The following is a 26,982-nucleotide window of genomic DNA, read 5'->3' as shown; positions in this document are numbered from 1 at the left end:
TTATGAACATCATCGGCCGAGGGATAGGGGGCGTTTTGTCCCGAAGAGAGCGTAAGCACCGAAGATCTCATCTCCGGATCACGGTCGGGATCGCGGGCGTGGTGGCGGTGGCAGCGGCTTCCGGGATCGTGGCGATGGCGCAAGCTGGCCAGTCCGGGGGTCCGCAGCCGTATGCGCTGCAGGACGAGTTCGGCGCGGCGGCGCAGGAGTACCACGTGCCGGAGAGTGTGCTACTCGGTGTGGCGTACATGGAGTCCCGCTGGGACACCCACAACGGGCAGCCGAGCGCGACCGGCAACTACAACGTGATGGGTCTGACCCAAGTCGACCCGACGCAGGTGGAGCATCCGTCGGTTTCGGACCGGATGACCGAGCTGAACATGCGCGGGGACGACCGGCGGGGCCACTTCCACCCGGACGCCCGGGTGCTCGCGGATGTAGGCGCGGTGCAGACCAACACCCCGGCGCTGCACACCCTTGATGCTGCGGCGAAGCTGACCGGCCAGTCCGCGAGCGCGCTGCGCGGCGACATGAAGCAGAGCTTGCGCGGTGGCGCGGCGCTGCTGGCGCAGTACGAGCAGCAGGCGACCGGCGGGCTTCCGACGGATCCGGCCCAGTGGTATCCGGCCGTCGAGCGGTTCAGCCAGTCCCCGGACGCTGCAGGTGCGGCGCAGTTCGCACAGCGCGTCTACGCACACATCCAGCAGGGCATCAGCCGGCTCACCGCCGACGGCCAGGCGGTGACGCTGCCCGCGCAGCCAAGCCTGCGGCCGCAGACCACGACGGCGAGCTACTCGCCGATGAGCTACACCACCACGGCCACCGCAACCGCGACGGCGACCGCGAGCCCGACGCCCACACCCACCGCGACTCCAACCGCCACGGCCAGCCCCACGCCCACGCCCCCGCCGACCCCAACCGCCACGGCCAGCCCGACGCCCACGGCGAGCCCGAGCCCTACGCCCACGCCAACACCGACGCCAGAGTGCCCGTCAGGTCTGGCGTGCAACTTCGTTCCCGCCGCGTACGCGCAGGACAGCTCGTCCCTGAGCGACTACGGCAACTACGACATCGCCAACCGTCCGGCCGACGGGGACGCGATCAAGTACATCGTCATCCACGACACCGAGGCCAGCTACAGCACGACGATCAACCAGTTCCAGGACCCGACCGCGTATGCAAGCGCGAACTACGTGATCCGGTCCTCCGACGGACTGGTCACTCAGATGGTGCCGAACAAGGACATCGCCTGGCACGCGGGCAACAAGTACATCAACATGCACGCGATCGGGGTCGAGCACGAGGGCTACGCGCTCCAGGGCGCGACATGGTACACCGAGTCCGAGTACGAGTCCTCCGCCACATTGGTGAAGTGGTTGGCGGCGAAGTACAACATCCCGCTCGACCGTGAACACATCATCGGCCACGACAACGTCCCCGGACCGCTCGACGCCTACGTGGCCGGCATGCACTGGGACCCAGGGCCCTTCTGGGACTGGAACCACTACATGCAGCTGCTCGGCGCACCGAGCAACAGCAACCCGGTCGGCGACCCGCTGCAGGCCGGAGAACTGATCCAGATTGCACCACCGTTCACCACCGCCAACGAGCCCCCGGTGGACAGCACCTCGGCTCAGCCGGCCAACTTCGTCTATCTGCGCACCGGCCCGTCCAGCAGCGATCCGCTGATCTCGGATCCGTACCTGCACTCCAGCGGGTCGGGCACCACGGCTGGACCGGACTGGGGAGACAAGGCCGAAGCCGGGCAGCAGTTCGTGGTCGCAGCGCAGCAAGGTGACTGGACAGCGATCTGGTATGGCGGCCAGGAAGTCTGGTTCGACAATCCCGGCGGGACGTTCACCACGCCGGTCAGCGACACCACGCAGACGCTGATCACCCCCAAGGACGGCGCCACCTCGATTGCGGTCTACGGCCGCGCCTACCCGGAGGCGAGCGCCTACCCGAGCACCATCACTGCGCAGCCGGTCAGCCCGCTGTCGAAGTACACCGTCCCGGCCGGGCAGCTTTACCTCGCCCAGCCAGCGGAGACGTCCGACTTCTACAACTCGGTGAACATCGACGGAAGCGCGCCCGGTGACCGCACCCTGGTCACGGGCACGACCACCTACTATCCGATCCAGTATGACGACCGCCTCGCCTACGTGAACACCGCCGACGTCAAGGTCGTGAACCCCGTTGCGCCGTCGGCCAGCGGAAACACCATCCAGCCCGGTCAGTTCCTCATCCCGGGCCACAGCCTGTCCAGCGCCAGCATGACGCTGACCATGCAGACGGACGGCAACCTGGTCGGCTACCTCAAGACCGGCGGCAGCGGAAACGGCCTGGCGGTGTGGGCCTCCAACACCAACGGACACAGCGGCGCCTACGCCTACATGCAATCCGACGGCAACCTCGTCGTCTACAAGCCCGGTGGCGGCCCCAGCACCGGCGGCGCACTGTGGTCCACCAACACCTGGGGACACTCCGGCGCCTACGCCACCCTCCAGGACGACGGCAACCTCGTCGTCTACGGCAGCGGTGGCGGGCCGAGCACCGGCGGCGCGTTGTGGGCCACCAACGTCTACGACCACCCCCAGACCATCGGCTCGGGCCAGAAGCTGACGCCCGGCTGGTGGACGCAAGCCAAGTACACCCGGCTGGTCATGCAGTTGGACGGCAACTTCGTGATGTACCGCAACAGCGACGGCAAGCCGATCTGGTCGAGCAGCACCTACGGCCACGGCGGCGCGTACGCCTACATGCAGACCGACGGCAACCTCGTCGTCTACAAGCCCGGTGGCGGCCCCAGCACCGGCGGCGCACTGTGGTCCACCAACACCTGGGGACACTCCGGCGCCTACGCCACCCTCCAGGACGACGGCAACCTCGTCGTCTACGGCAGCGGTGGCGGCCCCACCGTCACCGGCTCCACCCTGTGGACCAGCAACACCTCAAGCCAGGTGCCCTGACCACCACCGGTTGAGCCACCAACACAGACTGCCCTGCCGGCCACCTGGCCCGGCAGGGCAGTCAACGTTCAGCTCGCTGACCAGAACCCACCGCACAGACGGCGGCCGGCGGCAGCGCGCCTTGCAGGAGGTGGGCGGCCACCCGCGAGCTCAATCCGGCACTAGATCCGGAGAGAGCGCCGCGTAGGTCCGCGGGCTGCGTCGGCAAGCCCGAAGGCGCTGGGATACGCGGTCCGCGGGGCCGGCCGACAACGAGTAGATCGAGATGCATTGCTGCACCCAAATTCAGGCGCCCCCGCCGGCCGGTGGCTCGCAGAGCCGCAGGTCATGGTGTCGGCGGCTTCTCGTGCGCAAGCGCTTTCGGTTTCTGTTCCTTCACATCTTCCGCGACGCATGAAGCTGCGCTAGCCTTCCGATCACTCGCATGGGGTGGGGGCCGGGGGCTTCACACACTGAACTGAATCACCGGATGGCAAGAACCATCGTGGTGTTCGTGGCGTCCCATGCATTCATCAGCCTTCATGGGAGGAACGGGTGGCTCAACGCGCCCTCGTACACGGCTCCATCGCAGTTGCCGCGGCTTTCACCCTCGTCTCTGGTCTGGCCTCGCTCGCCGCACCCGCGGCCCACGCGGACAGCCCGAGCGAGTCGGTCATTCCAGCGGCACTGCGGGACACGCCGCCCGCCGATAACGTTGTTTTCGCCGGGCCTGGCGGATTCCTGCACAAGCAGGAGGGCCAGACCGGCTACGAGTGGACCACGTACGCCGGCAGCGTCAACACCCCGGTGAACGAAAACCTCGGCGTCGGCGTCGGCAAGTCCGGGGCCGGCGCGGACGTCGTCGCGACCGCGGTCAGCGACGGCATCCAGCTGCAGGACATGGACACCGGCACGACGACCCTCTTCACGATCCCGGCGGGCCAGACCTACCTCGGCACCTTCGGCTCGCGAGTCGTCACCACCGCCCCGGACACCGGCGACACCGGGGTGAGCGTCCACGTGCTCAGCCAGTCGAACGGCCAGGAGACCGACACCACGGTCACCGGCATGTCCGGCGACACCAACGTCACAGTGACCGCGCTGGCCGGGGACGCCAACTCCGTCGTGCTCAGGCAGGACGGCAGCAGCGGCAGCGAATTGGGCCTGCTCGACCTGGCCACCGCCCGCGCGGACATCGCCTTCATCATCCCATCCGGCCACAAGGTGCAGGCGCTGCTGAGCGACACATACGTCGCCATGTGGGACGAAAGCAGCACTCAACCCGTCCTGAATGTGCTGAAGCGCACCGAGATCTACGCGCCGATAACCCAGGTCCCGGTACCGGCGCCGCCGCTGCCCAGCGGCTACACCGCCACGCCCCGCTCCTTCGCCATCGTCGGGGACTCGCTGCTGGCCACTTTCGAGGTGTCACACACCGGCGCCATAGTCACCGACGACACCGTCGGCTATCCGCTGTACTCGATGCCGCTGTCCGGCAGCAGCCTCACGCCGGTCCTCGACCACGCGAACATGGACGAGGTCGACTCCGGCCCGGGCGGTGCCGTGGTGCTCGGCGGCACCTCCGTCACGGACTGGGCTGTACGCCGGGTGACGGCTGACACCGACAGCACGCTTGCGTTCAACTCAGTGGAGCCCGAGCCTGTCATCCCGTCACCGATCGACGGACTCTCGCTCGCCGGCGGCACCCTGTTCACCGACGAGCGCAACAGCTCGCCCACGGTCGACGGGTTCACGCGCTCGATCACCCTCGGCGGGACCGCGCCCTCGTACGGCGATCACACCGCGTTCGGCAATGTGGCGGTGAGCAGTGACTGCGATGCCGCGGCCACTTGCGTTCCGCCCATCGGCACGGGTGACGGTCGCATCTCGCAGCTGTGGAAGAACGGCAACGGGACCGGCGACCTGGTGACCGTCCAGAACGGCTCGGCGGACGACGTCATCGAGCCCGGCGCCACCGGCGGCACCCTCATCGACTCCAACGGCCGCTACGTCGTCTACGACGGCGGTTCGACGAACAAGCAGTACATAGGTGACACCGAGTCGGCCAACGCCGGCCATGTGCTCTTCACCCGCCCGATCACCGCCGCCGCCCTCTCCGGATCGACCCTGTGGGTGGCGGACCCGACCGAGGGCTCGATCAGCCAGATCGGCCTGGCGACGCAGAAGACCGTGCAGACCGTGGCAACGGGCGCGCCGTGCACGCCGAGCGAGCTGCAGGCGTCGGCGAGCCGGTGGGTCTACTGGTCGTGCGGTAACGGCGGGCCGTCCGGGGTGTGGGACCTGACGAACGGCAAGGACATCCCGGTGCCGTCCGCGGGGCTCGCGCAACTCGGTGACGGATTCCTCGTGGAGCACGACCGGGCCGCCGGAAAGCTGGAGTTGACCGACTTCCACACCGGCACCGCGGTCACCAGCGACCTCACCGCCTTGCCGGCCGGCCCGCTGACCGACGACCGGCGCGTGACCTGGGCGGTCGACAAGTACGACGGCGGGATCGCGTATCTCGACGCGCAGGAGAACATCGACGTCGTCGATCCGCACGTACCCGCATCCGCGCCCGCCCCCGCCGGGGGCGACTCCATCCTCACCGGCCAGCTCCTGACCCCCGGCCGGAGTGTGAGCAGCGGCAGCGTGACGCTGACGATGCAGTCGGACGGGAACCTGGTGGCGTACCTGAAGACGGGCGGCAGCGGTGCCGGCGCACCATTGTGGGCGAGCGGTACGTCCGGCCATCCGGGCGCGTACGCGGTGATGCAGACCGACGGAAACCTGGTCGTGTACGCCCAGGGTGGTGGCGCCGGCAAGGGCGGCGCGCTGTGGGCCTCCGGCACGTCCGGCCATCCGGGCGCGTACGCGACGGTGCAGGACGACGGGAACGTCGTGGTGTACCAGGGCAGTCAGGCCTTGTGGGCGACCGGCACATGGGCCAGGCAGCAGACGATCGGTTCGGGCACGGTGATCAAGGCCGGGTGGTGGACGCAGGGAACGCTGACGCGGCTGGTGATGCAGCCGGACGGCAACCTGGTGATGTACCGCAAGCGGGATGGCGCGGCGATCTGGGCGAGCGGCACCTCCCACCACCCGGGGGCGTACGCGGAGATGCAGACGGACGGAAATCTGGTGGTATACGCCGCCGGTGGCGGTCCGGGCAAGGGCGGCGCGCTGTGGGCAACCGGCACGTCGGGTCACTCTGGCGCATACGCATTGATGCAGGACGACGGTAACTTCGTCGTCTACCGCGGCGGTGGTGGTCCGGGCACGGGCGGCGCACTGTGGGCGAGCGGAACTTGGCAGACCGCCCGCTGACCCGCCGGCTCCCGGGCGCGGCACCCAGGCACCATCGCTGCCCCGAGTTTCCCCGCTACCGGCTCGTCACACGGCCTTGGCCGGGTAATCGACCCGCTGCTCGTCGGCCAGCAGACCACCTCCAAGACCTGATCTTGGAGGTGGTCGTGGGACGTCGGCCGAGTGAGTTCGTCCGGCCGGTCACGATGGACGAGGGCCGGAAGTTCCACCGGATCAGCCGGACCGCGAAGGACCCGGTGAAACTCCGCCGGGCGATCGTGGTGCTGATGTCCGCCCAAGGCCAGACTGTCAAAGACATCACAGCGCTGATGCAGGTCGGCGAGGCTACACCCGCGATGACATCCACGCCTTCAGCGAGCGGGGGTTTGACGCGCTGGAACCCAAAATGGAGAGGGGGACGCCCCAAGACGATCAGAGCCGCTCTTTAGGGGCCGGTCCAGCCAGCCACGGGTTGGTCACAGGCCTGATCAAGTATCCCACGCGTCACCAAGCAGATCTCCTCACAATCCCGTCGGAAGTGGCACGAGGAACGCGAGCAAGGGAACGTCCCGGTACTCCCCCTCGGCCCGGTGCTTGAGCGGGACGAAGCGGGTCTGGCAGTCTTCACGGTTCGCCTTCGCACTCGCTGCCGCAGGTGCTACGGCGTTCGTTCAGCAGATGGCGGCGGACTCGTGGGCGCAAGCTCGTGATCGCATCGTCTCGTTCTTCTCACGCCGTGGCGGTGAGGAAGACGTGATCGAGGGAGCGCTAGAGACCTCGCGCGGAGAACTGACGTTGGCCATGTAGGCCGGCGACGAGCAGACCGCCTCGGATGTCGAGACGGAGTGGCGTACGCGATTGCGGCGCACCCTGGTGGCCAATCCGGCTGCCGCTGCCGAACTTCGGGAAGTAATCGACGAATTGGTGCCCAGCTCCAATGAACGACAGGTAGTGGCTGTCCGCAACACAATCAGCGGAGGCGTGCAGCACGGCACGGTGGTTCAGGCCGGCACTGTGGGCTCCCTCAACTTCGGTACACCTCCTGCTCAGGGGTGAGCTGAAGACCCTGTGTGGCCCATGAGCGGACCGCGCCACACGTGCACCGTCTAACCTCGATTCGTCAGCGGTCGTGAGGCAGCGTGACTGGATCGTTGGTTCGCCCTGTTTGTCCAGCGTGATCGCGGGCAGGGACTTCGCATGTCGCTGCGGCTGCGCCGGGGTTCCACGGCACCCGGAGGTGGTGCAGGGTGCTCCTTACTTTGTCGTGTCGGGGTTGTTGGGCCGGTCGTCAGGTAACGGCGGCAGGGCGGTCGGTCGTTGCCAGCAGGTGAAGTTCCACCCTGCCCTTTCCCTGGGTCCCAGACGACGCGGAACGCATGCTGGAGTAGGAGCGAGCGAACCTCACGTGCAGAGCCAGCGCCAGAGCCGGATCGAGGCGACGGTGACCGTCCCGTGAAAGACGTAGGCACTCTTGTCCTAACGGGTCGCGACCGCGCGGAAGATCTTCAGACGGTTGATCGTCCGCTCGACTTCGTTGCGCCGCGGGTAGATCGCTCTGTTGGAAGATCGCCGCCAACACCCTCAACCGGCACTCCCATCACCAGCCGTGCCGTCCGGCCCACCGATCAACAACCGGTCAACACGCACGAGCCGCCGTATCCGCAGTAGCATCCGCGCCAGAGGAGGTCATCCGACTACTCTCGGTCGGTCTGCCAGGCAGCACCACACTGCGGCGGGTGAACAAGTCCTCGCTGTGCCGGGCCCACGCCCGCCTGGGCCCGGAACCGCTGGAGACGCTCTTCCGCCCGGCCGACCTCGATCAGGCCATCGCTTCGCAGGGTGGCGATGGCGTTCCGGATGGTGGGGCCGGGAGACACGAAGGGCGGCAGCCTCACCGTGCCCGAGCGAGCGGACGATCCAGCACGGATCCAGCAACGGGAAACACAACGGGGCCGACCCCCGATGGACCCGACCCCGCTTGACCTGCACGTTTGCGAAATCGCCGCGCCAATGCTACAGCGGGCACTAAACGTTGAAGCGGAACTCCACCACGTCCCCGTCCTGCATCACGTACTCCTTGCCCTCCATGCGGGCCTTGCCCTTGGCGCGGGCCTCGATCACCGAGCCGCAGTCGACCAGGTCGTCGAAGGAGACGATCTCGGCCTTGATGAAGCCCTTCTGGAAGTCCGTGTGGATGACGCCCGCCGCCTCGGGGGCCGTCGCGCCCTTCTTGATGGTCCAGGCGCGGGCCTCCTTGGGGCCAGCCGTCAGGTAGGTCTGCAGACCCAGGGTCTCGAAGCCGACGCGGGCGAGGGTCGCCAGGCCCGGTTCGTCCTGGCCCATGGACTGGAGCAGCTCCAGCGCCTCGTCGTCGTCGAGCTCGATCAGCTCGGACTCGATCTTGGCGTTGAGGAAGATCGCCTCGGCCGGGGCGACGAGCTCGCGCTGCTCGTTCTTGAAGGTCTCGTCGGTCAGCTCCTCCTCGTCCACGTTGAAGACGTAGAGGAAGGGCTTGGTGGTGAGCAGGTGCAGCTCGTGGAGGAGAGCGCCCTGGTCCGTGGACTTGGTGATGCCCGCAGAGAAGAGGGTGCGGCCCTCTTCGAGGATGGCGCGGGCGGACTCCACCGCGGTGAGCACCGCGGCCTTGTCCTTCTGCAGCCGCGCCTCCTTCTGGAGCCTGGGCAGCACCTTGTCGATCGTCTGCAGGTCGGCGAGGATCAGCTCGGTGTTGATCGTCTCGATGTCGTCCTTCGGCGAGATCTTGCCGTCGACGTGGACGACGTTCTCGTCCCTGAAGGCACGGATGACCTGGCAGATCGCGTCGGACTCCCGGATGTTCGCAAGGAACTTGTTGCCCAGGCCCTCGCCCTTCGACGCGCCGCGCACCAAACCCGCGATGTCGACGAAGTCGACCGTGGCCGGGAGCTTGCGCTGGGAGCCGAAGATCTCGGCGAGCGTGTCGAGACGCGGGTCCGGGACGCCGACGACGCCGACGTTCGGGTCGATCGTGGCGAAGGGGTAGTTGGCCGCCAGGACGTCGTTCTTGGTCAGGGCGTTGAACAGGGTCGACTTGCCGACATTGGGCAGACCGACGATTCCGATCGTGAGCGACACGTGACGACTTCCCGGCGAGAGTGACTGAGGTATGTAGAACGGTGCTCCAGTCTAGGCGCTGTGCGCGCGTCGCCCCGATCGCTGCGCCGCCAGCGCGATCAGCCCGGCCGCCAGCCAGGCCGGGCCGACCCACCGTGTGGTGCGCGCGGCCTCGACGATCACGGCGACCGTGACACCGAGGCCGAGGACGGGCGCGGCGACGTGGGCCCACACGTTGACGCGACCGCCGCGCCGCCCATACCGCCGCGATCAAGGTGATCACGCCGTGATCAGCAGCGCCCGGCGTGGCGCCCCACTCGCCCTCGTCGACCTTCGACAGCGCGGGCGGCAGCCGTCTGCCGCGGGCCATCGCGAAGAGCAGCCCGCCGGCCGCCGCCTGGCCGGCGAGCGCCGCGAAGGCGGCGCCGATCGCCTTGCTCGCGGCGACCAGCTGGTGCAGCCAGTGGCCGATCCCGGCCTCGGTCGCGTCGTAGAAGGCCGAGTCGCCGGCCTGCGGGACGACCCGGACCATCTGGGCGTAGCTGAAAGCAGTGAACGCCATCGCCGCGGTCGCCACCACGTAGACGAACGCGACCGCGCCGTGCGCCTTGGCGTCCAGCGTGCCGAAGACGCCGACCGCTGCCATGGGCGCGATGAAGAGCAGCCCGTAGACCACCGGTCGCGGAAACCGAGGGTGCGGCGGAGGGTGCCGTCCACCGAACCCGTCAGGGGCGCGGGCTCCTGCGTCGACGTCATCCGTGCCTTCCCGCATCCTCCGTGCGCCGGCTGTTCCCCTTGCTCCCCCTGCTCCCCCTGCTCCCCCTGCTCCCCCTGCTCCCCCTGCTCCCCCTGCTCCCCGATTGGACCAGACACCGCGCCCCGCTGCCTGTCACAACCCGCCCGTACGATGGAGGGCATGACTGCACCGACCGCCGAACGCCGCGTCCTCCTCGCCGCCCCGCGCGGTTACTGCGCGGGCGTCGACCGAGCCGTGATCACCGTCGAGAAGGCGCTGGAGCAGTACGGAGCGCCGGTCTACGTACGCAAGCAGATCGTGCACAACAAGTACGTCGTGCAGACGCTGGAGAAGAAGGGTGCGATCTTCGTCGACGAGACGGAGGAGGTGCCCGAGGGCTCCATCGTGATCTTCTCGGCGCACGGCGTCGCCCCCGCCGTCCACGAGGAGGCCTCGCAGCGCCGCCTCGCCTCCATCGACGCGACCTGCCCACTGGTGACCAAGGTACACAAAGAGGCCAAGCGCTTCGCGGGCGAGGACTACGACATCCTGCTCATCGGCCACGAGGGCCATGAGGAGGTCATCGGCACGATGGGCGAGGCGCCGGAGCGCATCCATCTGGTCGACGGGCCCGACGATGTCGCCAACCTCCAGGTGCGCGACGAGAACAAGCTGGTGTGGCTGTCGCAGACCACGCTGTCGGTGGACGAGACGATGGAGACCGTCGACCGGCTGCAGGAGCGGTTCCCGGCGCTGGTGAGCCCGCCGAGCGACGACATCTGCTACGCGACGCAGAACCGGCAGGTCGCGGTGAAGCAGATCGGCGCCGACGCCGACCTGGTGATCGTCGTCGGGTCGAAGAACTCCTCGAACTCCAAGCGCCTTGTGGAGGTCGCGCTGCAGGCGGGGGCGAAGGCTTCCCACCTGGTGGACTTCGCGGACGAGATCGACGAGGCGTGGCTCGAGGGTGTGACGACGGTCGGCGTGACGTCGGGCGCCTCGGTGCCGGAGATCCTTGTCGAGGGTGTGCTGGAGTGGCTCGCCGAGCGTGGGTACGGGGACGTCGAGGTCGTCACCTCGGCCCAGGAGAGCATCCAGTTCTCGCTGCCGAAGGAGCTGCGCCGCGATCTGCGTGCCGAGGCGGCGGAGGCTGCCGAGGCTGCTGCGGAGAAGACCTTCTCGCGGGAGTCGCCGTCCGAAGGGTGAGCCCGCTGCCGCGGCCGTAGTTTGGGTCGTATGAATGTCTTCGGTGTGGACATCGGTGGCTCGGGTATCAAGGGTGCCCCGGTGGATCTGGAGCGCGGTGAGCTGGCCCAGGAGCGCTGCAAGGTCCTGACGCCGCATCCGTCGAAGCCGGACGCGGTGGCGGCGGGCGTCAAGGAGGTCGTGACGCATTTCGGCTGGTCGGGGCCGGTCGGGGTGACGTTCCCCGGCGTGGTGACCGACGGGGTGACGCGCACCGCGGCGAACATGGACCCGGCGTGGGTGGGCCTTGACGCCCGCGCGATGCTCGCCGACACGCTCGGCCTGCCGGTCACGGTGCGCAATGACGCCGATGCCGCCGGGATCGCCGAGATGGCCTTCGGTGCGGGCAAGGGGCACGACGGGACGGTGATCCTGCTGACGTTCGGTACCGGCATCGGCAGCGCGGTCTTCGTGGGCGGGCGGCTGCTGCCCAACACCGAGCTGGGCCATCTGGAGCTGGGGGGCCACGAGGCGGAGAAGCGGGCCTCGTCGAAGGCGAAGGAGGACCACGGCCTGAGCTGGAAGCACTGGGCGGAGCGGGTGAGCGGCTATCTGGCCCATCTGGAGATGTTGTTCTCGCCGGAGCTGTTCGTGATCGGCGGCGGTGTGAGCCGCAAGTCGGACAAGTTCCTGCCGTTGATCGATGGCATCAGGGCGCAGGTCGTACCGGCCGCGCTGGAGAACAACGCGGGGATCGTCGGCGCGGCGATGGCTGCCTCCGCCGCGCACGCCCCGTCCGCAGCCTGAGCTGCCCGCCTGACCTACCGGGGCGGGGGCCGGCCGGCGAACTTGCGTACGACGGCGACGACGGCGGCGAGGATCGTCCCGGCGTAGAGCCAGACGGTGTGGGTGGCCAGGCCCGTCACCGTTCCCATGAGGTGGCCGACGATTCCGCCGCTGCCGCTGTCGCCGGTGAAGACGAGGGCCAGCGCGAAGGCGATGGGCGCGCTGACGGGTGCCGCGGCGAGGTCGTAGCGGCGCACCCACAGCGCACCCGCGATGCTCGCGGCGACGAAGACGAGCCCGAAGAAGACTCCGGGGCCGTTGAACAGCCAGGAGTCGATCGCCCCTCCCGCGAGAGTGATCGAGGTGATGACAACGCCGGTGCCGAAGCCGGTGAGCCGGGCGGAGGGGTGGACGATGCGGCTCAGCAGCGTGCCGGGGTGCGCCGGGTGGCCGCCGCGGTGAGCGCGGGTGCGGTAGACAGTCGCCGTGTCGACGGGTGGGCCGTCGGAAGGCACCGTGGCGGAGCGGGCGGCGGACGCTCCGGACGCGGATGCGCCGTGCGCCGGGGGACGGCCGCCCGAACCTGCGGCGCGGGACGGGTGCGAGGTGCGCGTGCGGGGATGGTCCACCCGATAAAAGTAGGGGTGGAAGTAGGAGGAAGCGGGCACCGGACACGCCTAATACCCCGGATCGGCGGTGCGTTCGACCGGTTGTACGTGCCTGAGCCGTCCATAACGACAGCTAACCTCGGCGTATGGCACTCACCACGTCCGCCGAAGCTCCGATCCCCGTCGGCGAGGTCTCCCGTCTGATCGGGGGATGGATCGACCGGCTGGGTGCGGTGTGGGTCGAGGGGCAGATCGCTCAGCTGTCGCGGCGGCCCGGCGCGGGCGTGGTGTTCCTGACTCTGCGCGATCCGTCGCGCGACATCTCGATCACGGTGACGTGTTTTCGCGCCGTGTACGACGCGGTCGCCGACACCGTGACCGAGGGCGCGCGGGTCGTGGTGCACGCCAAGCCGGAGTGGTATGCGCCGCGCGGGCAGCTGTCGCTGCGCGCGTCGGAGATCCGGCCCGTCGGCGTGGGCGAACTCCTCGCCCGGTTGGAGCAGTTGAAGAAAGCGCTGGCGGCGGAGGGTCTGTTCGCCCTCGACCGCAAGAGGCCTCTGCCGTTCCTGCCGCAGCTGATCGGCCTGGTCTGCGGGCGCGCCTCGGCGGCCGAGCGGGACGTGCTGGAGAACGCTCGGCTGCGCTGGCCCGCCGTCCGCTTCGAGGTGCGCAATGTGCCGGTGCAGGGCGCGTACGCGGTGCCGCAGGTGATCGAGGCGGTGCGGGGCCTGGACGCGCATCCGGACGTGGACGTGATCGTGGTGGCACGCGGCGGCGGCAGCGTGGAGGATCTGCTGCCGTTCTCGGACGAGCGGCTGGTGCGGGCGGTCGCCGCCTGTCGCACCCCGGTGGTGTCGGCGATCGGCCATGAGCCGGATTCGCCGCTGCTCGACCTCGTCGCCGACCTGCGCGCGTCGACGCCGACGGACGCGGCGAAGAAGATCGTGCCGGATGTGCGCGAGGAGCTGCTGCGCATCCAGCAGTTGCGCGACCGCGCGCGCCGTATCGTCACCCACCGGCTCGAACGCGAGGAGCATGGGCTGGAGGCGGCGCTGAGCAGGCCGTCGATGGCCCATCCGCACCGGATGGTGGAGGAGCGCGAGGAGCAGATCGCGGGGCTGGCCCAACGCGCGCGGCGCTGTCTCGGGCACCTGCTGGACCGGGCGGACGCGGATGTCGAACACACCCGAGCGCGTGTGCTGGCGCTGTCGCCCGCCGCCACGTTGCAGCGCGGATACGCAGTGCTGCAGCGCGCGGACGGGGCGGTGGTGCGGGCGGCGACGGAGGTCAAGGAGGACGAGACGCTGCGCGCACGGGTCGCGGACGGGGAGTTCTCGGTACGGGTGACCGACGGGCCCGACGGCGGCGACGGCGCGGGCCCTGTCGGTGGCGACTCATAGGCTGGGGCCATGACGGATCAGGACACGCTCGGGTACGAGCAGGCGCGGGACGAGCTCGTCGACGTCGTACGGCAGCTGGAGGCGGGCGGCTCGACGCTGGAGGAGTCGCTCGCTCTGTGGGAGCGGGGCGAGGAGCTGGCGAAGGTGTGCCGCCGCTGGCTGGAGGGAGCACGCGCCCGGCTGGACGCGGCGCTCGCCGAGGAGAGCGCCGCGGACGGCGCCGGGAGCGCGGCGGAGGAGCCCGGGGAAGGGAACACCCACGACGGCGAGGAGTGACAGGCCTCACACGGCAAGCGGGACTACTTGAAGATTCACACGTGTTGGCGTGGGCGAAACCGAGTCCGCTCGATGCGCTGAAGGATGCTGATGTCTCTCATTCTCGACCCCGCCGCCCAGGATCTGCTGTTCCGCGAGGCGCACACGGCGAACGCCTTCACCGATGAACCGGTGACCGACGAGCAGGTCCAGGCCATTTACGACCTGGTGAAGTATGCGCCGACCGCGTTCAACCAGTCGCCGCTGCGCGTGGTGCTCGTCCGCTCCCCCGAAGGCCGCGAGCGTCTGGTGCAGCACATGAGCGAGGGCAACCGCGCCAAGACCGCCAGCGCCCCGCTGACCGCGATCCTCGCCGCCGACAACGAGTTCCATGAGGAGCTGCCGAAGCTCTTCCCGGCCTTCCCGCAGGCGAAGGATGCCTTCTTCAGCGAGCGTTCGGTGCGCGAGCGGTCCGCGACGTTCAACGGCGCGCTGCAGGCTGCGTACTTCATCGTCGGCGTGCGCGCCGCAGGCCTCGCCGCCGGCCCGATGACCGGATTCGACGCCGCCGCCATCAACAAGGAGTTCTTCGGCGACGGCGAGCACTCGGTGCTCGCTGTGGTCAACATCGGCAGGCCCGGCGACGACGCCTACCGCCCGCGTGCCCCGCGTCTGTCCTACGACGAGGTCGTCACCACCGTCTGAGCCCGAGCCGCTACGGCATCACGCGATCAGGTGTGATCACGTACGGGAGAACCTGAGCGCGCCCGCCAGCTGCGCCAGCTGGTCGTACGGCGCCGTGCCGGTGACCATCGTCGTCACCGGACCGTTCTGGCCCTTCTGTTCCAGGACCAGCGCCCGGTAGCGGCCGCCGTCGTATCGCTCCCAGGTCTTTCCGTCCACGACCTGGGAGCCGCTGCGCTGGGATTGCTGCGTCTCGGCCGAGACGAACGTCGCCTCGTCCTCGTTGGACTGCTCGATCGCCGCGTACTGGTTCTCCGGGTCGAGGAACCCCAGGTGCCAGTGGGTGTTCCTGGGGTCGGAGTCGTCGTAGGTGACGGAGGTGGCCCGCCACTGACCGGGGAGTCCGCTGGGCGCTGCCACGGGGTACGGCGCGGCACGGCGTGCCTGCCCCAGCTCGACGGTGTAGTCGACCGGGGTGATCGATTCCTTCGTGCCGCGCGGGAGGAAGAGGGCGTAGATGCCCGCGACGACGAGCCCGATCACCGCCATCGACAGCACCATGTCCCGCACCGTCTGCTTACCGCGCTTGCTTGCCACGCCCACCATCGTCCCCCATGGCCGGGCGGCCCCGATCGGGGGGTGGGTTCGCGGGCATCGACTTATCCTGATCTGGCACCTATCAGACGCTTTCTCGCCCCCTGCTGCGCTGCTCATGTGACAGGCACCCTGCTCAGAGTCGAGCGCGCCAGATACAGTCACAGCACCCTCCCCATACGGCCGTCGCCGTACAGAAAGGTGCGCTCCGATGACCGACCATCATCTGCCGTCCCAGCTCGAGGTGAGCCCCGAGGCTCCCGACCGCAACCTGGCACTCGAACTCGTGCGGGTGACCGAGGCCGCCGCCATGGCCGCCGGCCGCTGGGTCGGCCGTGGTGACAAGAACGGCGCGGACGGCGCCGCGGTCAAGGCCATGCGGACCCTCGTCCACACCGTGTCGATGAACGGCGTCGTCGTCATCGGCGAGGGCGAGAAGGACGAGGCGCCGATGCTCTTCAACGGCGAGCGGGTGGGCGACGGCACCGGGGCCGAGTGCGATGTTGCCGTCGACCCCGTCGACGGCACGACCCTGACCGCCAAGGGCATGCCCAACGCCGTCTCCGTCCTCGCGGTCGCCGAACGCGGCACGATGTTCGACCCGTCCGCGGTCTTCTACATGGACAAGCTGGCCGTCGGCCCCGAGGCGGCCGACGTCGTCGACATCACCGCCCCGCCCGCCGTCAACGTCCGGGCCGTCGCCAAGGCGAAGGGCTGCGCCCCGGAGGACGTCACCGTCGTCGTCCTCGACCGTCCCCGCCACGAGGGGCTGGTCAAGGGCATCCGCGAGACCGGGGCCCGCATCAAGTTCATCTCCGACGGAGACGTGGCCGGCGCGATCATGACAGTGCGCGAGGGCACCGGCGTCGACATGCTCCTCGGCGTCGGCGGCACGCCCGAGGGCATCATCGCCGCCTGCGCGATCAAGTGTCTCGGTGGCGTCTTCCAGGGCCGCCTGTGGCCCAAGGACGACGCGGAGAAGCAGCGTGCCCTGGATGCCGGCCACGACCTGGACCGGGTCCTGCTCACCGACGACCTCGTCAGCGGCGAGAACGTCTTCTTCGTCGCCACCGGCATCACGGACGGAGAGCTGCTGCGCGGCGTGCGCTACGGCGCGGAGACTGCGCACACCTCGTCGCTGGTGATGCGGTCGAAGTCCGGGACGATCCGGCAGATCGACTCCACGCATCGCCTCTCCAAGCTGCGCGCCTACAGCCAGATCGACTTCGACCGCGCCCGCTGACCGCCGCCGGCTCGCCGGCTGCCGCAACTGCCGCAACTGCCGCAACTGCCGCAACGCTCAACGGGCCGGGCGCCGCCGCATCGGCGGTGCCCGGCCCGTTCGCTTTCCCCCGTCGTCGTTCAGCCCGCTGCGGCGATCCGCGGCGCGCGTTGCAGGTCGGCCTCGCGGCGCCGCCGGCGGGCCAGTACGACCCTGCGCTCCGCGGCGGTCAACCCGCCCCACACGCCGTACGGTTCGGGCTGCAGCAACGCGTGCTCCCGGCACTCGATCATCACCGGGCAGCGCGCGCACACCCGCTTCGCGGCCTCCTCACGTGACAGCCGCGCTGCGGTGGGCTCCTTCGATGGCGCGAAGAACATCCCCGCCTCGTCACGCCGGCACGCGGCCTCCGCGTGCCACGGGCCTGCCAGGTCCCGTGGGTGACGGTACGGGGACGGGGCGGCGTCCTTCACGGGCTCGATCGGTTGCAGCACGGGGTACTCCTGACGACGGCTCGGCTTGTGTCACAGCTTGTGTCACCTTGTGTCACCCTGCTGTCCCTGAGCCGTACGACCTGCACCTACCGCGCCCGGCGCGTCCCCGCCCGGTCGTACGACGACGAGACGATGCCGAAGCCTTACCCGCTGTGCGGGCGTTCATGCGGAGAGTCGCGACGAGGTCGCGTTCAGCGCTGCAGGCGTGCCACGCGCTTGCCACGGCGCGGCTTGGCGTCGACGCCGCCGAAGATCGCCGCGCCGGTGAGCACCACCACGGGCGCGTCCGGATCCTCCGACTCGTGCGTCTTGACCTCGAAGCCGCCGAAGATACCGGCGCCCGAGCCACGCAACGTCACGTTCTCCGGGACCTTGACCTCGACGCCGCCGAAGACCGCGACCACGTTGATCACGGTCTCGCGCTGCTCGAAGACGGCCTCGGTCAGGTCGATCTCGATGCCGCCGAAGCAGGCGAAGGCGTTGGTCCGGGGGCCGACGCGCCAGCGGCCCTTGCGGGTGGCGCCGCCGAAGACCGCCACCACGTTGTGTCCGGGCGTCGACGACTCGGCCACCGGGAGCGGAGCCGCCGCGGGTTCCGCGGCGGGCGCGGAACGGCGTGCGGGGAGGTCCCGGACGATGGGTTCCAGCTCCCCGACGGTCTTCGCGGCGTAGGCGGCGTCGATGCGTTCGGAGTGTTCCTCGGGCGTCAGACGCCCTTCGGCAAGGGCATCGCGCAGGATCTCTGCGATGCGGTCCCGGTCGGCGTCGGAGGCGCGTATCTCCGCCTCGGCGTACGGCTTCTGCTCCCCCTGCCCACGGCGGGAGGCGCCCCCTGGCTGCGGTCGCTTTTCAAGGTCCACGACGGACACGATAGCGAAACGCGATAGATCGTGACTAGGGCTCCCGTTGACGTCCGTCGCCGCGGGTGAGCCTTACCTCACAGCATTGGGCCGCCGCGGGCGTTCTACGCTGGGGAGGCTTCGTCGATGCCGCCGAATGAGGACCCCTCGATGCCCCGCTCTTCCCACCCAGCCCACGCGGGCTCTTCCCACCCACCCCAGCCAGCGTTTGCCTACTCCGACCTTCTCCCCCTCGGCGAGGACACCACCCCGTACCGGCTGGTGGCCTCCGAGGGCGTGAGCACCTTCGAGGCCGACGGCCGCACCTTCCTCAAGGTCGAGCCGGAGGCGCTGCGCACGCTGGCGGCGGAGGCGATGCACGACATCTCGCACTACCTGCGTCCCGCGCACCTGGCGCAGCTGCGGCGGATCATCGACGATCCCGATGCCTCGCCGAACGACCGTTTCGTCGCGCTCGACCTGCTGAAGAACGCGAACATCGCCGCCGCCGGCGTGCTGCCGATGTGCCAGGACACCGGAACGGCGATCGTCATGGGCAAGCGCGGCCAGAACGTGCTGACCTCGGGCGGTGACGAGGAGGCGCTGTCGCGTGGCGTGTACGACGCGTACACCGAGCTCAACCTGCGCTATTCGCAGATGGCCCCGCTGACCATGTGGGAGGAGAAGAACACCGGCTCCAACCTCCCCGCGCAGATCGAGCTGTACGCGACGGACGGCGCCGCGTACAAGTTCCTGTTCATGGCGAAGGGCGGCGGCTCGGCCAACAAGTCCTTCCTCTACCAGGAGACGAAGGCGGTCCTCAACGAGGCGTCGATGATGCGCTTCCTGGAGGAGAAGATCCGCTCGCTGGGCACGGCCGCCTGCCCGCCGTACCACCTGGCGATCGTCGTGGGCGGCACCAGCGCCGAGTACGCGCTGAAGACCGCCAAGTACGCCTCCGCGCACTACCTGGACTCGCTGCCGGTGTCCGGCTCCCCCACCGGGCACGGCTTCCGCGATCTCGAGCTGGAACGATCAGTGTTCGAGCTGACGCAGAAGATCGGCATCGGCGCCCAGTTCGGCGGCAAGTACTTCTGCCACGACGTGCGCGTGGTGCGGCTGCCGCGGCATGGCGCCTCCTGCCCGGTGGCGATCGCGGTCTCCTGCTCCGCCGACCGCCAGGCGCTGGCGAAGATCACCGCCGAGGGCGTCTTCCTGGAGCAGCTGGAGAAGGACCCGGCGCGCTTCCTGCCGGAGACCACGGACGCCCACCTCGACGACACCGTGGTCCGTGTCGACCTCAACCGGCCGATGGACGAGATCCGGGCGGAGCTGTCCAAGTACCCGGTCAAGACGCGCCTTTCGCTCTCCGGGCCGCTGGTCGTCGCCCGCGACATCGCGCACGCGAAGATCAAGGAACGGCTGGACGCGGGCGAGGAGATGCCGCAGTACCTGCGGGACCACGCGGTGTACTACGCGGGCCCGGCGAAGACCCCGGAGGGCTACGCCTCGGGTTCGTTCGGGCCGACGACCGCCGGGCGGATGGACGCGTATGTCGAGCAGTTCCAGGCGGCGGGCGGCTCGTTCGTGATGCTGGCCAAGGGCAACCGCTCCAAGCAGGTCACGGACGCGTGCGCCGCACACGGCGGCTTCTACCTCGGCTCGATCGGCGGGCCCGCGGCGCGCCTCGCCCAGGACTGCATCAAGAAGGTCGAGGTCCTGGAGTACGAGGAGCTGGGCATGGAGGCGGTGTGGAAGATCGAGGTCGAGGACTTCCCCGCGTTCATCGTCGTCGACGACAAGGGCAATGATTTCTTCGCGGACACCACCGGCCCGCTGCTGAGCATCGGGCGCCGCTGAACCGTTTGAGCCATCCGGTCCGTGCCCGGGAACACTTCGGTGCTCCCGGGCACTGTCATTGGTATGAGCGGTATGAGCGACGAATTCAGGGTGGAGCACGACTCCATGGGCGAGGTACGGGTGCCCGCGCACGCCAAGTGGCGGGCTCAGACGCAGCGCGCCGTGGAGAACTTCCCCGTCTCCGGGCAGCGGATCGAGCGGGCGCACATCGAGGCGCTGGCACGGATCAAGGCGGCCGCCGCCAGGGTGAACGGCGAGCTCGGGGTGGTGGACAAGGAGGTCGCGGACGCCATCGTCGAGGCGGCGGGCGAGGTGGCGGAGGGCCGCTGGGACGACCACTTCCCCATCGACGTCTTCCAGACCGGCTCCGGCACGTCGTCGAACATGAACACCAACGAGGTGATCGCGACGCTGGCGAGCGAGCGGCTGGGCCGGGACGTCCACCCCAACGACCACGTCAACGCCGGCCAGTCGTCGAACGACGTGTTCCCCTCCTCGATCCACATCGCCGCGACGTCGGCAGTGGTGGGCGATCTGATCCCGGCGCTGGACCACCTGGCCGCGGCGCTGGAACGCAAGGCGAAGCAGTTCGCGGACGTGGTGAAGTCGGGCCGCACCCATCTGATGGACGCGACGCCGGTGACGCTGGGCCAGGAGTTCGGCGGTTACGCAGCTCAGGTGCGCAGCGGGATCGAGCGGCTGCGGGCTGCACTGCCGCGGCTGGCGGAGCTGCCGCTCGGCGGCACGGCGGTGGGAACCGGCATCAACACACCGCCCGGCTTCGCCGCGGCCGTCATCGCCGAGCTGGCGCGGGTCACGGGGCTGCCGCTCACCGAGGCGCGCAACCACTTCGCGGCGCAGGGAGCGATGGACGGCATCGTGGAGACCTCAGGGCAGCTGCGCACCCTCGCCGTCTCCTTGACGAAGATCGCCAACGACCTGCGCTGGATGGGCTCCGGCCCGCGGACCGGCCTCGCCGAGATCAACCTCCCCGACCTCCAGCCCGGTTCCTCGATCATGCCGGGCAAGGTGAACCCGGTGATCCCGGAGGCGGTGGCGATGGTGGCGGCCCAGGTCGTCGGCGACGATGCGACGGTGGCCTGGGCGGGGGCGTCCGGGAACTTCGAGCTCAATGTGATGCTCCCGGTGATCGCCAAGAACGTCCTGGAGTCGGTGCGATTGCTCGCCAACGTCTCGCGGCTGCTCGCCGACCGCACAGTCGACGGGATCACCGCCAACGTCGAGCGGCTGCGCGAATACGCGGAGTCGTCGCCGTCGGTGGTCACTCCGCTCAACCGGTACATCGGCTACGAGGAGGCGGCCAAGGTCGCCAAGCGAGCGCTCGCCGAGCGGAAGACGATCCGCCAGGTGGTGGTCGAGGTCGGCTACGTCGAGCGGGGGCAGATCACCGAGGAACAGCTGGACGAGGCGCTGGATGTGCTGCGGATGACACGGCCGTCGGCATCACCGTCGTAACGGTGCATCCGTAAGATCCCGTCATGACAGCCGACACGCACGCGCTTCTCGATGATGGTCATGACGCCGATGACGGGACCGGACACTGGGCGCCCGGCGAGCATGTGCTGTGGCGCTACCGCGGCAACGGCGACCGTTACCGGGACGAGGTGCACATCGCACGCCCGGTGACGGTGGTGCGGGACGATCCGGAGCTGCTGGCGGTGTGGATGGCACCGGGGACGCCGTGCGTCAAACCGGTGCTCGCGGACGGTACGGCGGTGCACCGCGAGCCGCTCGCCACCCGGTACCGCAAGCCGCGGTCGACGCGCGTCGAGCAGTGGTGGGGCACGGGGGTGCTGAAGCTGGCGCGGCCCGGCGAGCCGTGGTCGGTGTGGCTGTTCTGGAAGCCCGGTTGGCGGTTCAAGAACTGGTACGTAAATCTGGAGGAACCGCGACGCCGTTGGTCCGGAGGAGTGGATTCGCAGGACCACTTCCTGGACATCTCGGTGAATCCGGATCGCACGTGGGGTTGGCGCGACGAGGACGAGTTCGCCCAGGCTCAGACCGACGGGCTGGTGGACCGCGTGCTCGCCGAGCGGGTGCGCGACGCGGGCGTCCGGGCGGTACGGCTCATCGAGGAGTGGGGTTCACCGTTCCGGGACGGCTGGCAGGACTGGCGCCCCGACCCGGCGTGGACGGTGCCCACGCTGCCGCACGACTGGGACCGGCGGCCCGTGTGAGACCTCCCGACGGGGCGTCACCGCGATGGGTCGTCGGACCGGTCGCCGGCGCGTGGAATTGAGTAAGCCCCTTGATACGCCCCTCCCCTTCATACGTAGGATCGTCCTTCGCACCGTCTGCACCATCACAGATTGACAGCACAGATAAAAAGCAAGCCAAGGCCAGTAGTTGACTCAAAGTCAGGGGGGTTCGTGGGCAGCGTTGGCTACGAGGACGGCTACGGGGGCATGGAGCGGGACCGCGCTGGGCAGGCGGAGGCGTTCGACGCGATAGGCGACGGCTATGACAACGCGTTCCCGCACAAGGAGGGGCAGGTGGCCGCCGGTGAGTGGCTCGCCAAGTCGCTGCCGGCCGCCTCGCGCGTCCTCGACATCGGCTGCGGCACGGGGCTGCCGACCGCGCGTCAGCTCACCGAAGCGGGGCTGGAGGTGGTCGGTGTCGACCTGTCAGCCGGCATGGTCGAGCTCGCCCGGCGCAACGTGCCCGACGCCGTCTTCCACCGGCTCGACATCGCCGACCTCGTGCCGGGCGGCCCGCACGACCCGGGCCGCTTCGACGCCGTGACCGCCTTCTTCTCGCTGCTGATGCTGCCGCGCCGGGAGATTCCGTACGCACTGCGAACGGTGCGTGAACTGCTGGTTCCCGGCGGGTTGTTCGCACTGTCGATGGTCGAAGCGGATGTGGACGATTTCGCGATTCCGTTCCTTGGAAACACGATCCGGGTATCCGGATACCTGCGGGACGATTTGCGCAAGGTCGTACGAGACGCGGGATTCGAGATCGTCGAGGAGTCGTCGTACTCGTACGCACCGGCGAGCACAGACGCGCCGCCGGAGGAGCAGCTCTTCCTGCACTGCCGACGGCCCGTCTGAACGGGCAGCAACCGCACCGCGCAAGTGGCCGGCGGCGCACCGACTATACGGATGGAACCTCATAGCGTGACGGAGCACCGCACCCCACGGCGGGCGGCCGACGAGATAACAGCGCCGACCGGCGCCGTCGCGCGCCCGCACACGTCAACCCCGGCCCCGGGCCTCTCCGAACCCCTGAGCGATCCCCGCAGCGGCTTCCGCATGACCGATGGGGACTGTCATCACAGCACCCCGGGAGCGCCGCGCGGTGCGAAGGCAGGGCACGGCCCTCGGCTGCCCGCCCAGTCCCCCGGGCCCGCCGGGCCGCCCGGCTCCTCGGGAACCCCGAGCCCCTCGGGCTCCCCCGGCGATGCGGCTGCCGGACGCCCCCGGCCGAGCGTCGACGCCCCGGCCGGCCCGGCGCTCCCCGCCCCCGGCGCCCACCAGGACGGCTCCGCGCCCGAGCCGCACCCCGTACCGCCGCACAGACCGGAGGAGCGGCGGCCGCGGCCCGAGGTTCCGGCCGCGAGCCCGGAGAGCGAACGGCTGCGCTACGTCGGCGCGGCCACCCGCCGCATCGCCCGCGGGCTCGACCTCGACGAGATCGTGCTCGGCCTGTGCCGGTCCGTCGTTCCGACCTTCGCCGACGCCATCCTCGTCTACCTGCGCGATCCGCTGCCCGTCGGCGACGAGCGGCCCACCGAGCCGTTCGTGCTGCGACTGCGCCGCACCGACCGGATCACCCTCGACCCCACGGACGCATCGTCACCGGGTGCGGGGCCCGGCACCCGACTGCCGCTGGTCCCCGCGCCCGAGGTCAGCGGGGCCGCCGAGACCACCCGGGTGCGCAGCGACGGGCAGCTCGTCGAGGTGCTGCGCGGGGTGCGGCCGCTGTTCGCCGACACCCCGCTCGTGGAAGCAGCCCTCGACGAGCTGGTGGGCACCGCCATGCCCACCGGCCGGCGCGCGATCGTCGCGCCGCTGCGCGGCCGCCGCCGGGTCACAGGGACGGCCGTCCTGCTGCGCCGCACCGACCGGCCGCCGTTCGAGGCCGACGACCTGCTCGTCGCCGCCCAACTGGCGACCCACACCGCGCTCGGCGTGGACAAGGCCGTCCTCTACGGCCGCGAGGCCTACATCGCCGACTCCCTGCAGCGCGCCATGCTCCCCGACTCGCTCCCCCAGCCCACCGGGGTGCGGCTGTCCAGCCGTTACCTCCCGGCGGCCGAGACCGCCCGGGTCGGCGGCGACTGGTACGACGCCATCCCGCTGCCGGGCAGCCGGGTCGCGCTCGTCGTCGGCGACGTCATGGGCCACTCGATGCAGTCGGCGGCGATCATGGGGCAGCTGCGTACCACCGTCCAGACCCTCGCCGGGCTCGACCTGCCGCCGCAGGAGGTGCTCTACCACCTCGACGAGCAGGCCCAGCGGCTCGGCAGCGACCGCATGGCCACCTGCGTCTACGCGGTTTACGACCCGATAGCGCACCGTCTCGTGGTGGCCAACGCCGGGCATCCGCCACCGGTCTTACTGCACGGCAACGGCCGCGCGGAGGTGCTACGCGTGCCGTCGGGCGCGCCGATCGGCGTCGGCGGGGTGCCGTTCGAGGCGGTCGAACTGCCCGCGCCCGCCGGTGCCACGCTGCTGCTGTACACCGACGGTCTCGTCGAGTCGCGGACGCGGGACGTGTGGACGGGGATCGAGGCGCTGCGCGAGCGGCTGCGTGCGGTGGGCTCGATCGTCTGCCCTCCGCCGCTGGAACCGCTCTGCGACGAGGTGCTGGACATCCTCGGGCCCGGCGACCGGGACGACGACATCGCGCTGCTCGCCGCCCGCTTCGACGGGATCGCGCCGAGCGATGTCGCGTACTGGTTCCTCGAGCCGCATCCGCAGACGGCGGGCCGTGCCCGGCGGCTGGTGCGGCGCGCGCTGCACCGCTGGGATCTCGACGAGCTCGCCGACGGTGTGGAGCTGCTGGTCAGCGAGGTGGTGACCAACGCCGTGCGGTACGCGGGGCGGCCCATCACGCTGCGGCTGCTCCGCACCGACGTGCTGCGCTGCGAGGTGGGGGACGATGCGCCGCAGCTGCCGCGGATGCGGCACGCGCAGCCGCAGGACGAGAGCGGACGCGGCCTGTTCCTGGTCAACCGGCTTGCGCAGCGATGGGGCGCGACGCGGCTGAGCGCGGGCAAGGTGGTGTGGTTCGAGCTGGCGCTGCCCGCGCGGACATGACGTCCCGGAGGTGACGTCCCGGACGTGACGCGCCGGGCATGACGTCCCGCACGTGACGCGCCGGGTCGATGTCCAGAAGTCTCCCATAGGTCCCATATCGGGTTTAGGCTTGGACTGTGTCCAATCTGTTGCCGATATGTCGTAGTGGCTGTTGACTGCATGGGGTGACACGCCGACGTCAGTCGATTGATGTGACGACCCCAGCGGCCTGAACCCATCCCATGGGAGGACGCCCGATGAGCACCCCCTACACCACGAACAACGCCGGTATTCCGGTGGAGAGCGATGAGCATTCGCTCACTGTCGGCGCGAACGGTCCGATCCTGCTGCAGGACCACTACCTGATCGAGAAGATGGCCCAGTTCAACCGGGAACGGGTTCCCGAACGGGTGGTGCATGCCAAGGGCGCCGGCGCGTACGGATTCTTCGAAGTCACCAACGATGTCAGCCAGTTCACCAAGGCGGACCTGTTCCAGCCCGGCAAGCGAACCCAGATGCTGGCGCGGTTCTCGACCGTGGCCGGCGAGCAGGGCAGCCCCGATACCTGGCGCGACCCGCGTGGCTTCGCCCTGAAGTTCTACACGGAACTGGGCAACTACGACCTCGTCGGCAACAACACGCCGATCTTCTTCGTACGCGACACGATCAAGTTCCAGGACTTCATCCGGTCGCAGAAGCGCCGCCCCGACAACGGGCTGCGCGACAACGACATGCAGTGGGACTTCTGGACGCTCTCGCCGGAGTCCGCGCACATGGTCACCTGGCTGATGGGTGACCGCGGCATCCCGAAGACGTACCGCAACATGAACGGCTACGGCTCCCACACTTATATGTGGGTCAACGGCGCCGAGACCAAGTTCTGGATCAAGTACCACTTCAAGACCGACCAGGGCATCGACTTCCTCACCCAGGAGGAGGCCGACGAGCTCGCCGGCTCCGAGCCGGATCTGCACCGCAAGGACCTGTGGCAGGCGATCGAGTCCGGCAACGCGCCGTCGTGGACGCTCTACGTGCAGGTCATGCCGTTCGAGGACGCGGCCGACTACCGGTTCAACCCGTTCGACCTGACGAAGGTGTGGCCGCATGGCGACTACCCGCTGATCGAGGTCGGCCGGATGACGCTCGACCGCAACCCGGAGGACTTCTTCGTCCACATCGAGCAAGCCGCGTTCGAGCCGAGCAACATGGTGCCGGGCGTCGGCCCTTCGCCGGACAAGATGCTGCTCGGCCGGCTCTTCTCGTACCCCGACACGCACCGTTACCGGATCGGCCCGAACTACGCGCAGCTGCCGCCGAACCGCCCGCACGTGCCGGTGCACTCCTACGCCAAGGACGGGCCGATGCGCTACGAGCCCAACCGGGTCGGCGCCGTCTACGCGCCCAACTCCAAGGGCGGCCCGGCCGCCGTGCCCGGCGCGTTCGGTGAGATCGCCGGCTGGGAGGCGGCGGGCGACATGGTCCGCGAGGCCTACACGCTGCACCGCGAGGACGACGACTTCGGGCAGCCGGGCACCATGGTGCGGCAGGTGCTCGACGACGCCGCCCGCACCCGGCTGGTGAACAACGTCTCCGGCCACCTGAAGAATGGCGTCTCCCGGCCGGTCCTGGAGCGGGCCGTGCAGTACTGGCGCAACATCGACAAGGAGACGGGCGACCGCATCGCCACAGCGGTCAACGGCATCTGACCGCA

At 69.5% G+C, this 26,982-nt stretch carries 19 protein-coding genes and 1 pseudogene; 14 read left to right on the top strand and 6 right to left on the bottom strand.

Annotated features, from left to right (window positions below; genetic code table 11):
- The first annotated feature begins 134 nt into the window (after positions 1 to 134).
- Positions 135 to 2,969 carry an N-acetylmuramoyl-L-alanine amidase gene (locus NGB36_RS17320; RefSeq protein ID WP_255921200.1) on the top strand — a complete coding sequence of 945 codons (2,835 nt, stop codon included), beginning with the start codon at positions 135 to 137 and terminating at the stop codon, positions 2,967 to 2,969.
- 534 nt (positions 2,970 to 3,503) lie between these two features.
- On the top strand, positions 3,504 to 6,275 hold the full coding sequence (locus NGB36_RS17315) for a hypothetical protein (RefSeq protein WP_255921199.1): 2,772 nt from the start codon (positions 3,504 to 3,506) through the stop codon (positions 6,273 to 6,275).
- Positions 6,276 to 8,279: 2,004 nt separating this feature from the next.
- Here the strand turns inward: NGB36_RS17315 and ychF are convergent.
- Positions 8,280 to 9,368, bottom strand: coding sequence for a redox-regulated ATPase YchF (ychF, locus tag NGB36_RS17305; protein WP_255921198.1), 1,089 nt, complete (start codon positions 9,366 to 9,368; stop codon positions 8,280 to 8,282).
- 51 nt (positions 9,369 to 9,419) lie between these two features.
- A pseudogene (locus NGB36_RS17300) lies at positions 9,420 to 10,103 on the bottom strand (hypothetical protein).
- 160 nt (positions 10,104 to 10,263) lie between these two features.
- Between NGB36_RS17300 and NGB36_RS17295 the strand changes: the two are divergent.
- Both NGB36_RS17295 and ppgK read left to right on the top strand, forming a co-directional pair.
- Entirely contained in the window at positions 10,264 to 11,289 is a 1,026-nt protein-coding gene (locus NGB36_RS17295; protein ID WP_255921197.1) for a 4-hydroxy-3-methylbut-2-enyl diphosphate reductase, read from the top strand.
- 30 nt (positions 11,290 to 11,319) lie between these two features.
- Positions 11,320 to 12,075 carry a polyphosphate--glucose phosphotransferase gene (gene ppgK, locus NGB36_RS17290; protein ID WP_255921196.1) on the top strand — a complete coding sequence of 252 codons (756 nt, stop codon included), beginning with the start codon at positions 11,320 to 11,322 and terminating at the stop codon, positions 12,073 to 12,075.
- A 14-nt stretch (positions 12,076 to 12,089) separates the two neighbouring features.
- Here ppgK and NGB36_RS17285 read toward each other — a convergent pair whose 3' ends face one another.
- Entirely contained in the window at positions 12,090 to 12,683 is a 594-nt protein-coding gene (locus tag NGB36_RS17285; RefSeq protein WP_255921195.1) for a DUF6542 domain-containing protein, read from the bottom strand.
- A gap of 125 nt (positions 12,684 to 12,808) precedes the next feature.
- On the opposite strand from NGB36_RS17285, the gene xseA reads away from it, so the two are divergent.
- The 3 genes from xseA to NGB36_RS17270 all read left to right on the top strand — a co-directional run bounded on the left by xseA (position 12,809) and on the right by NGB36_RS17270 (position 15,022).
- Positions 12,809 to 14,062: an exodeoxyribonuclease VII large subunit gene (gene xseA / locus NGB36_RS17280; RefSeq protein ID WP_255921194.1), complete on the top strand. Its 1,254-nt coding sequence runs from the start codon at positions 12,809 to 12,811 to the stop codon at positions 14,060 to 14,062.
- Positions 14,063 to 14,071: 9 nt separating this feature from the next.
- Positions 14,072 to 14,338, top strand: a complete 267-nt coding sequence (locus tag NGB36_RS17275) for an exodeoxyribonuclease VII small subunit (RefSeq protein WP_255921193.1) — start codon at positions 14,072 to 14,074, stop codon at positions 14,336 to 14,338.
- Between the two features lie 90 nt (positions 14,339 to 14,428).
- Positions 14,429 to 15,022 carry a malonic semialdehyde reductase gene (locus NGB36_RS17270; protein WP_255921192.1) on the top strand — a complete coding sequence of 198 codons (594 nt, stop codon included), beginning with the start codon at positions 14,429 to 14,431 and terminating at the stop codon, positions 15,020 to 15,022.
- Positions 15,023 to 15,058: 36 nt separating this feature from the next.
- Here NGB36_RS17270 and NGB36_RS17265 read toward each other — a convergent pair whose 3' ends face one another.
- Positions 15,059 to 15,607, bottom strand: coding sequence for a DUF4245 domain-containing protein (locus tag NGB36_RS17265; protein WP_255921191.1), 549 nt, complete (start codon positions 15,605 to 15,607; stop codon positions 15,059 to 15,061).
- Positions 15,608 to 15,806: 199 nt separating this feature from the next.
- Between NGB36_RS17265 and glpX the strand changes: the two genes are divergently transcribed.
- Positions 15,807 to 16,838, top strand: coding sequence for a class II fructose-bisphosphatase (glpX, locus tag NGB36_RS17260; RefSeq protein ID WP_255921190.1), 1,032 nt, complete (start codon positions 15,807 to 15,809; stop codon positions 16,836 to 16,838).
- A 119-nt stretch (positions 16,839 to 16,957) separates the two neighbouring features.
- Here the strand turns inward: glpX and NGB36_RS17255 are convergent, their stop codons facing one another.
- Together NGB36_RS17255 and NGB36_RS17250 are read right to left on the bottom strand one after the other, a co-directional pair.
- The gene (locus NGB36_RS17255) at positions 16,958 to 17,311 is read right to left on the bottom strand and encodes a WhiB family transcriptional regulator (RefSeq protein WP_255921189.1); all 354 of its coding nucleotides are present in this window, start codon (positions 17,309 to 17,311) and stop codon (positions 16,958 to 16,960) included.
- Between the two features lie 191 nt (positions 17,312 to 17,502).
- On the bottom strand, positions 17,503 to 18,171 hold the full coding sequence (locus tag NGB36_RS17250; RefSeq protein ID WP_372509466.1) for a DUF1707 SHOCT-like domain-containing protein: 669 nt from the start codon (positions 18,169 to 18,171) through the stop codon (positions 17,503 to 17,505).
- Positions 18,172 to 18,321: 150 nt separating this feature from the next.
- On the opposite strand from NGB36_RS17250, the gene NGB36_RS17245 reads away from it, so the two are divergent.
- The 6 genes from NGB36_RS17245 (at position 18,322) to NGB36_RS17220 (ending at position 26,977) form a co-directional block, all read left to right on the top strand.
- A complete protein-coding gene (locus NGB36_RS17245) occupies positions 18,322 to 20,010 on the top strand; it encodes a fumarate hydratase (protein ID WP_255921188.1) in 1,689 nt (562 codons plus the stop codon).
- A 63-nt stretch (positions 20,011 to 20,073) separates the two neighbouring features.
- Complete coding sequence (locus NGB36_RS17240; protein ID WP_372509465.1) at positions 20,074 to 21,486, top strand: class II fumarate hydratase; 1,413 nt, start codon at positions 20,074 to 20,076, stop codon at positions 21,484 to 21,486.
- 23 nt (positions 21,487 to 21,509) lie between these two features.
- Entirely contained in the window at positions 21,510 to 22,208 is a 699-nt protein-coding gene (fomD, locus tag NGB36_RS17235) for a cytidylyl-2-hydroxypropylphosphonate hydrolase (RefSeq protein WP_255921187.1), read from the top strand.
- A gap of 228 nt (positions 22,209 to 22,436) precedes the next feature.
- Complete coding sequence (locus tag NGB36_RS17230) at positions 22,437 to 23,081, top strand: class I SAM-dependent DNA methyltransferase (protein WP_255921257.1); 645 nt, start codon at positions 22,437 to 22,439, stop codon at positions 23,079 to 23,081.
- Between the two features lie 66 nt (positions 23,082 to 23,147).
- Positions 23,148 to 25,292: a SpoIIE family protein phosphatase gene (locus NGB36_RS17225; RefSeq protein ID WP_255921186.1), complete on the top strand. Its 2,145-nt coding sequence runs from the start codon at positions 23,148 to 23,150 to the stop codon at positions 25,290 to 25,292.
- A gap of 236 nt (positions 25,293 to 25,528) precedes the next feature.
- A complete protein-coding gene (locus NGB36_RS17220) occupies positions 25,529 to 26,977 on the top strand; it encodes a catalase (RefSeq protein WP_255921185.1) in 1,449 nt (482 codons plus the stop codon).
- Positions 26,978 to 26,982 lie beyond the last annotated feature (5 nt).

It is taken from the genome of Streptomyces humicola, from assembly GCF_024436035.1.
In the GTDB taxonomy this organism is placed as follows: domain Bacteria; phylum Actinomycetota; class Actinomycetes; order Streptomycetales; family Streptomycetaceae; genus Streptantibioticus_B; species Streptantibioticus_B humicola.
Note: the sequence above shows the minus strand (reverse complement) of the source record. Positions and strands in the feature narration are given on the sequence as shown.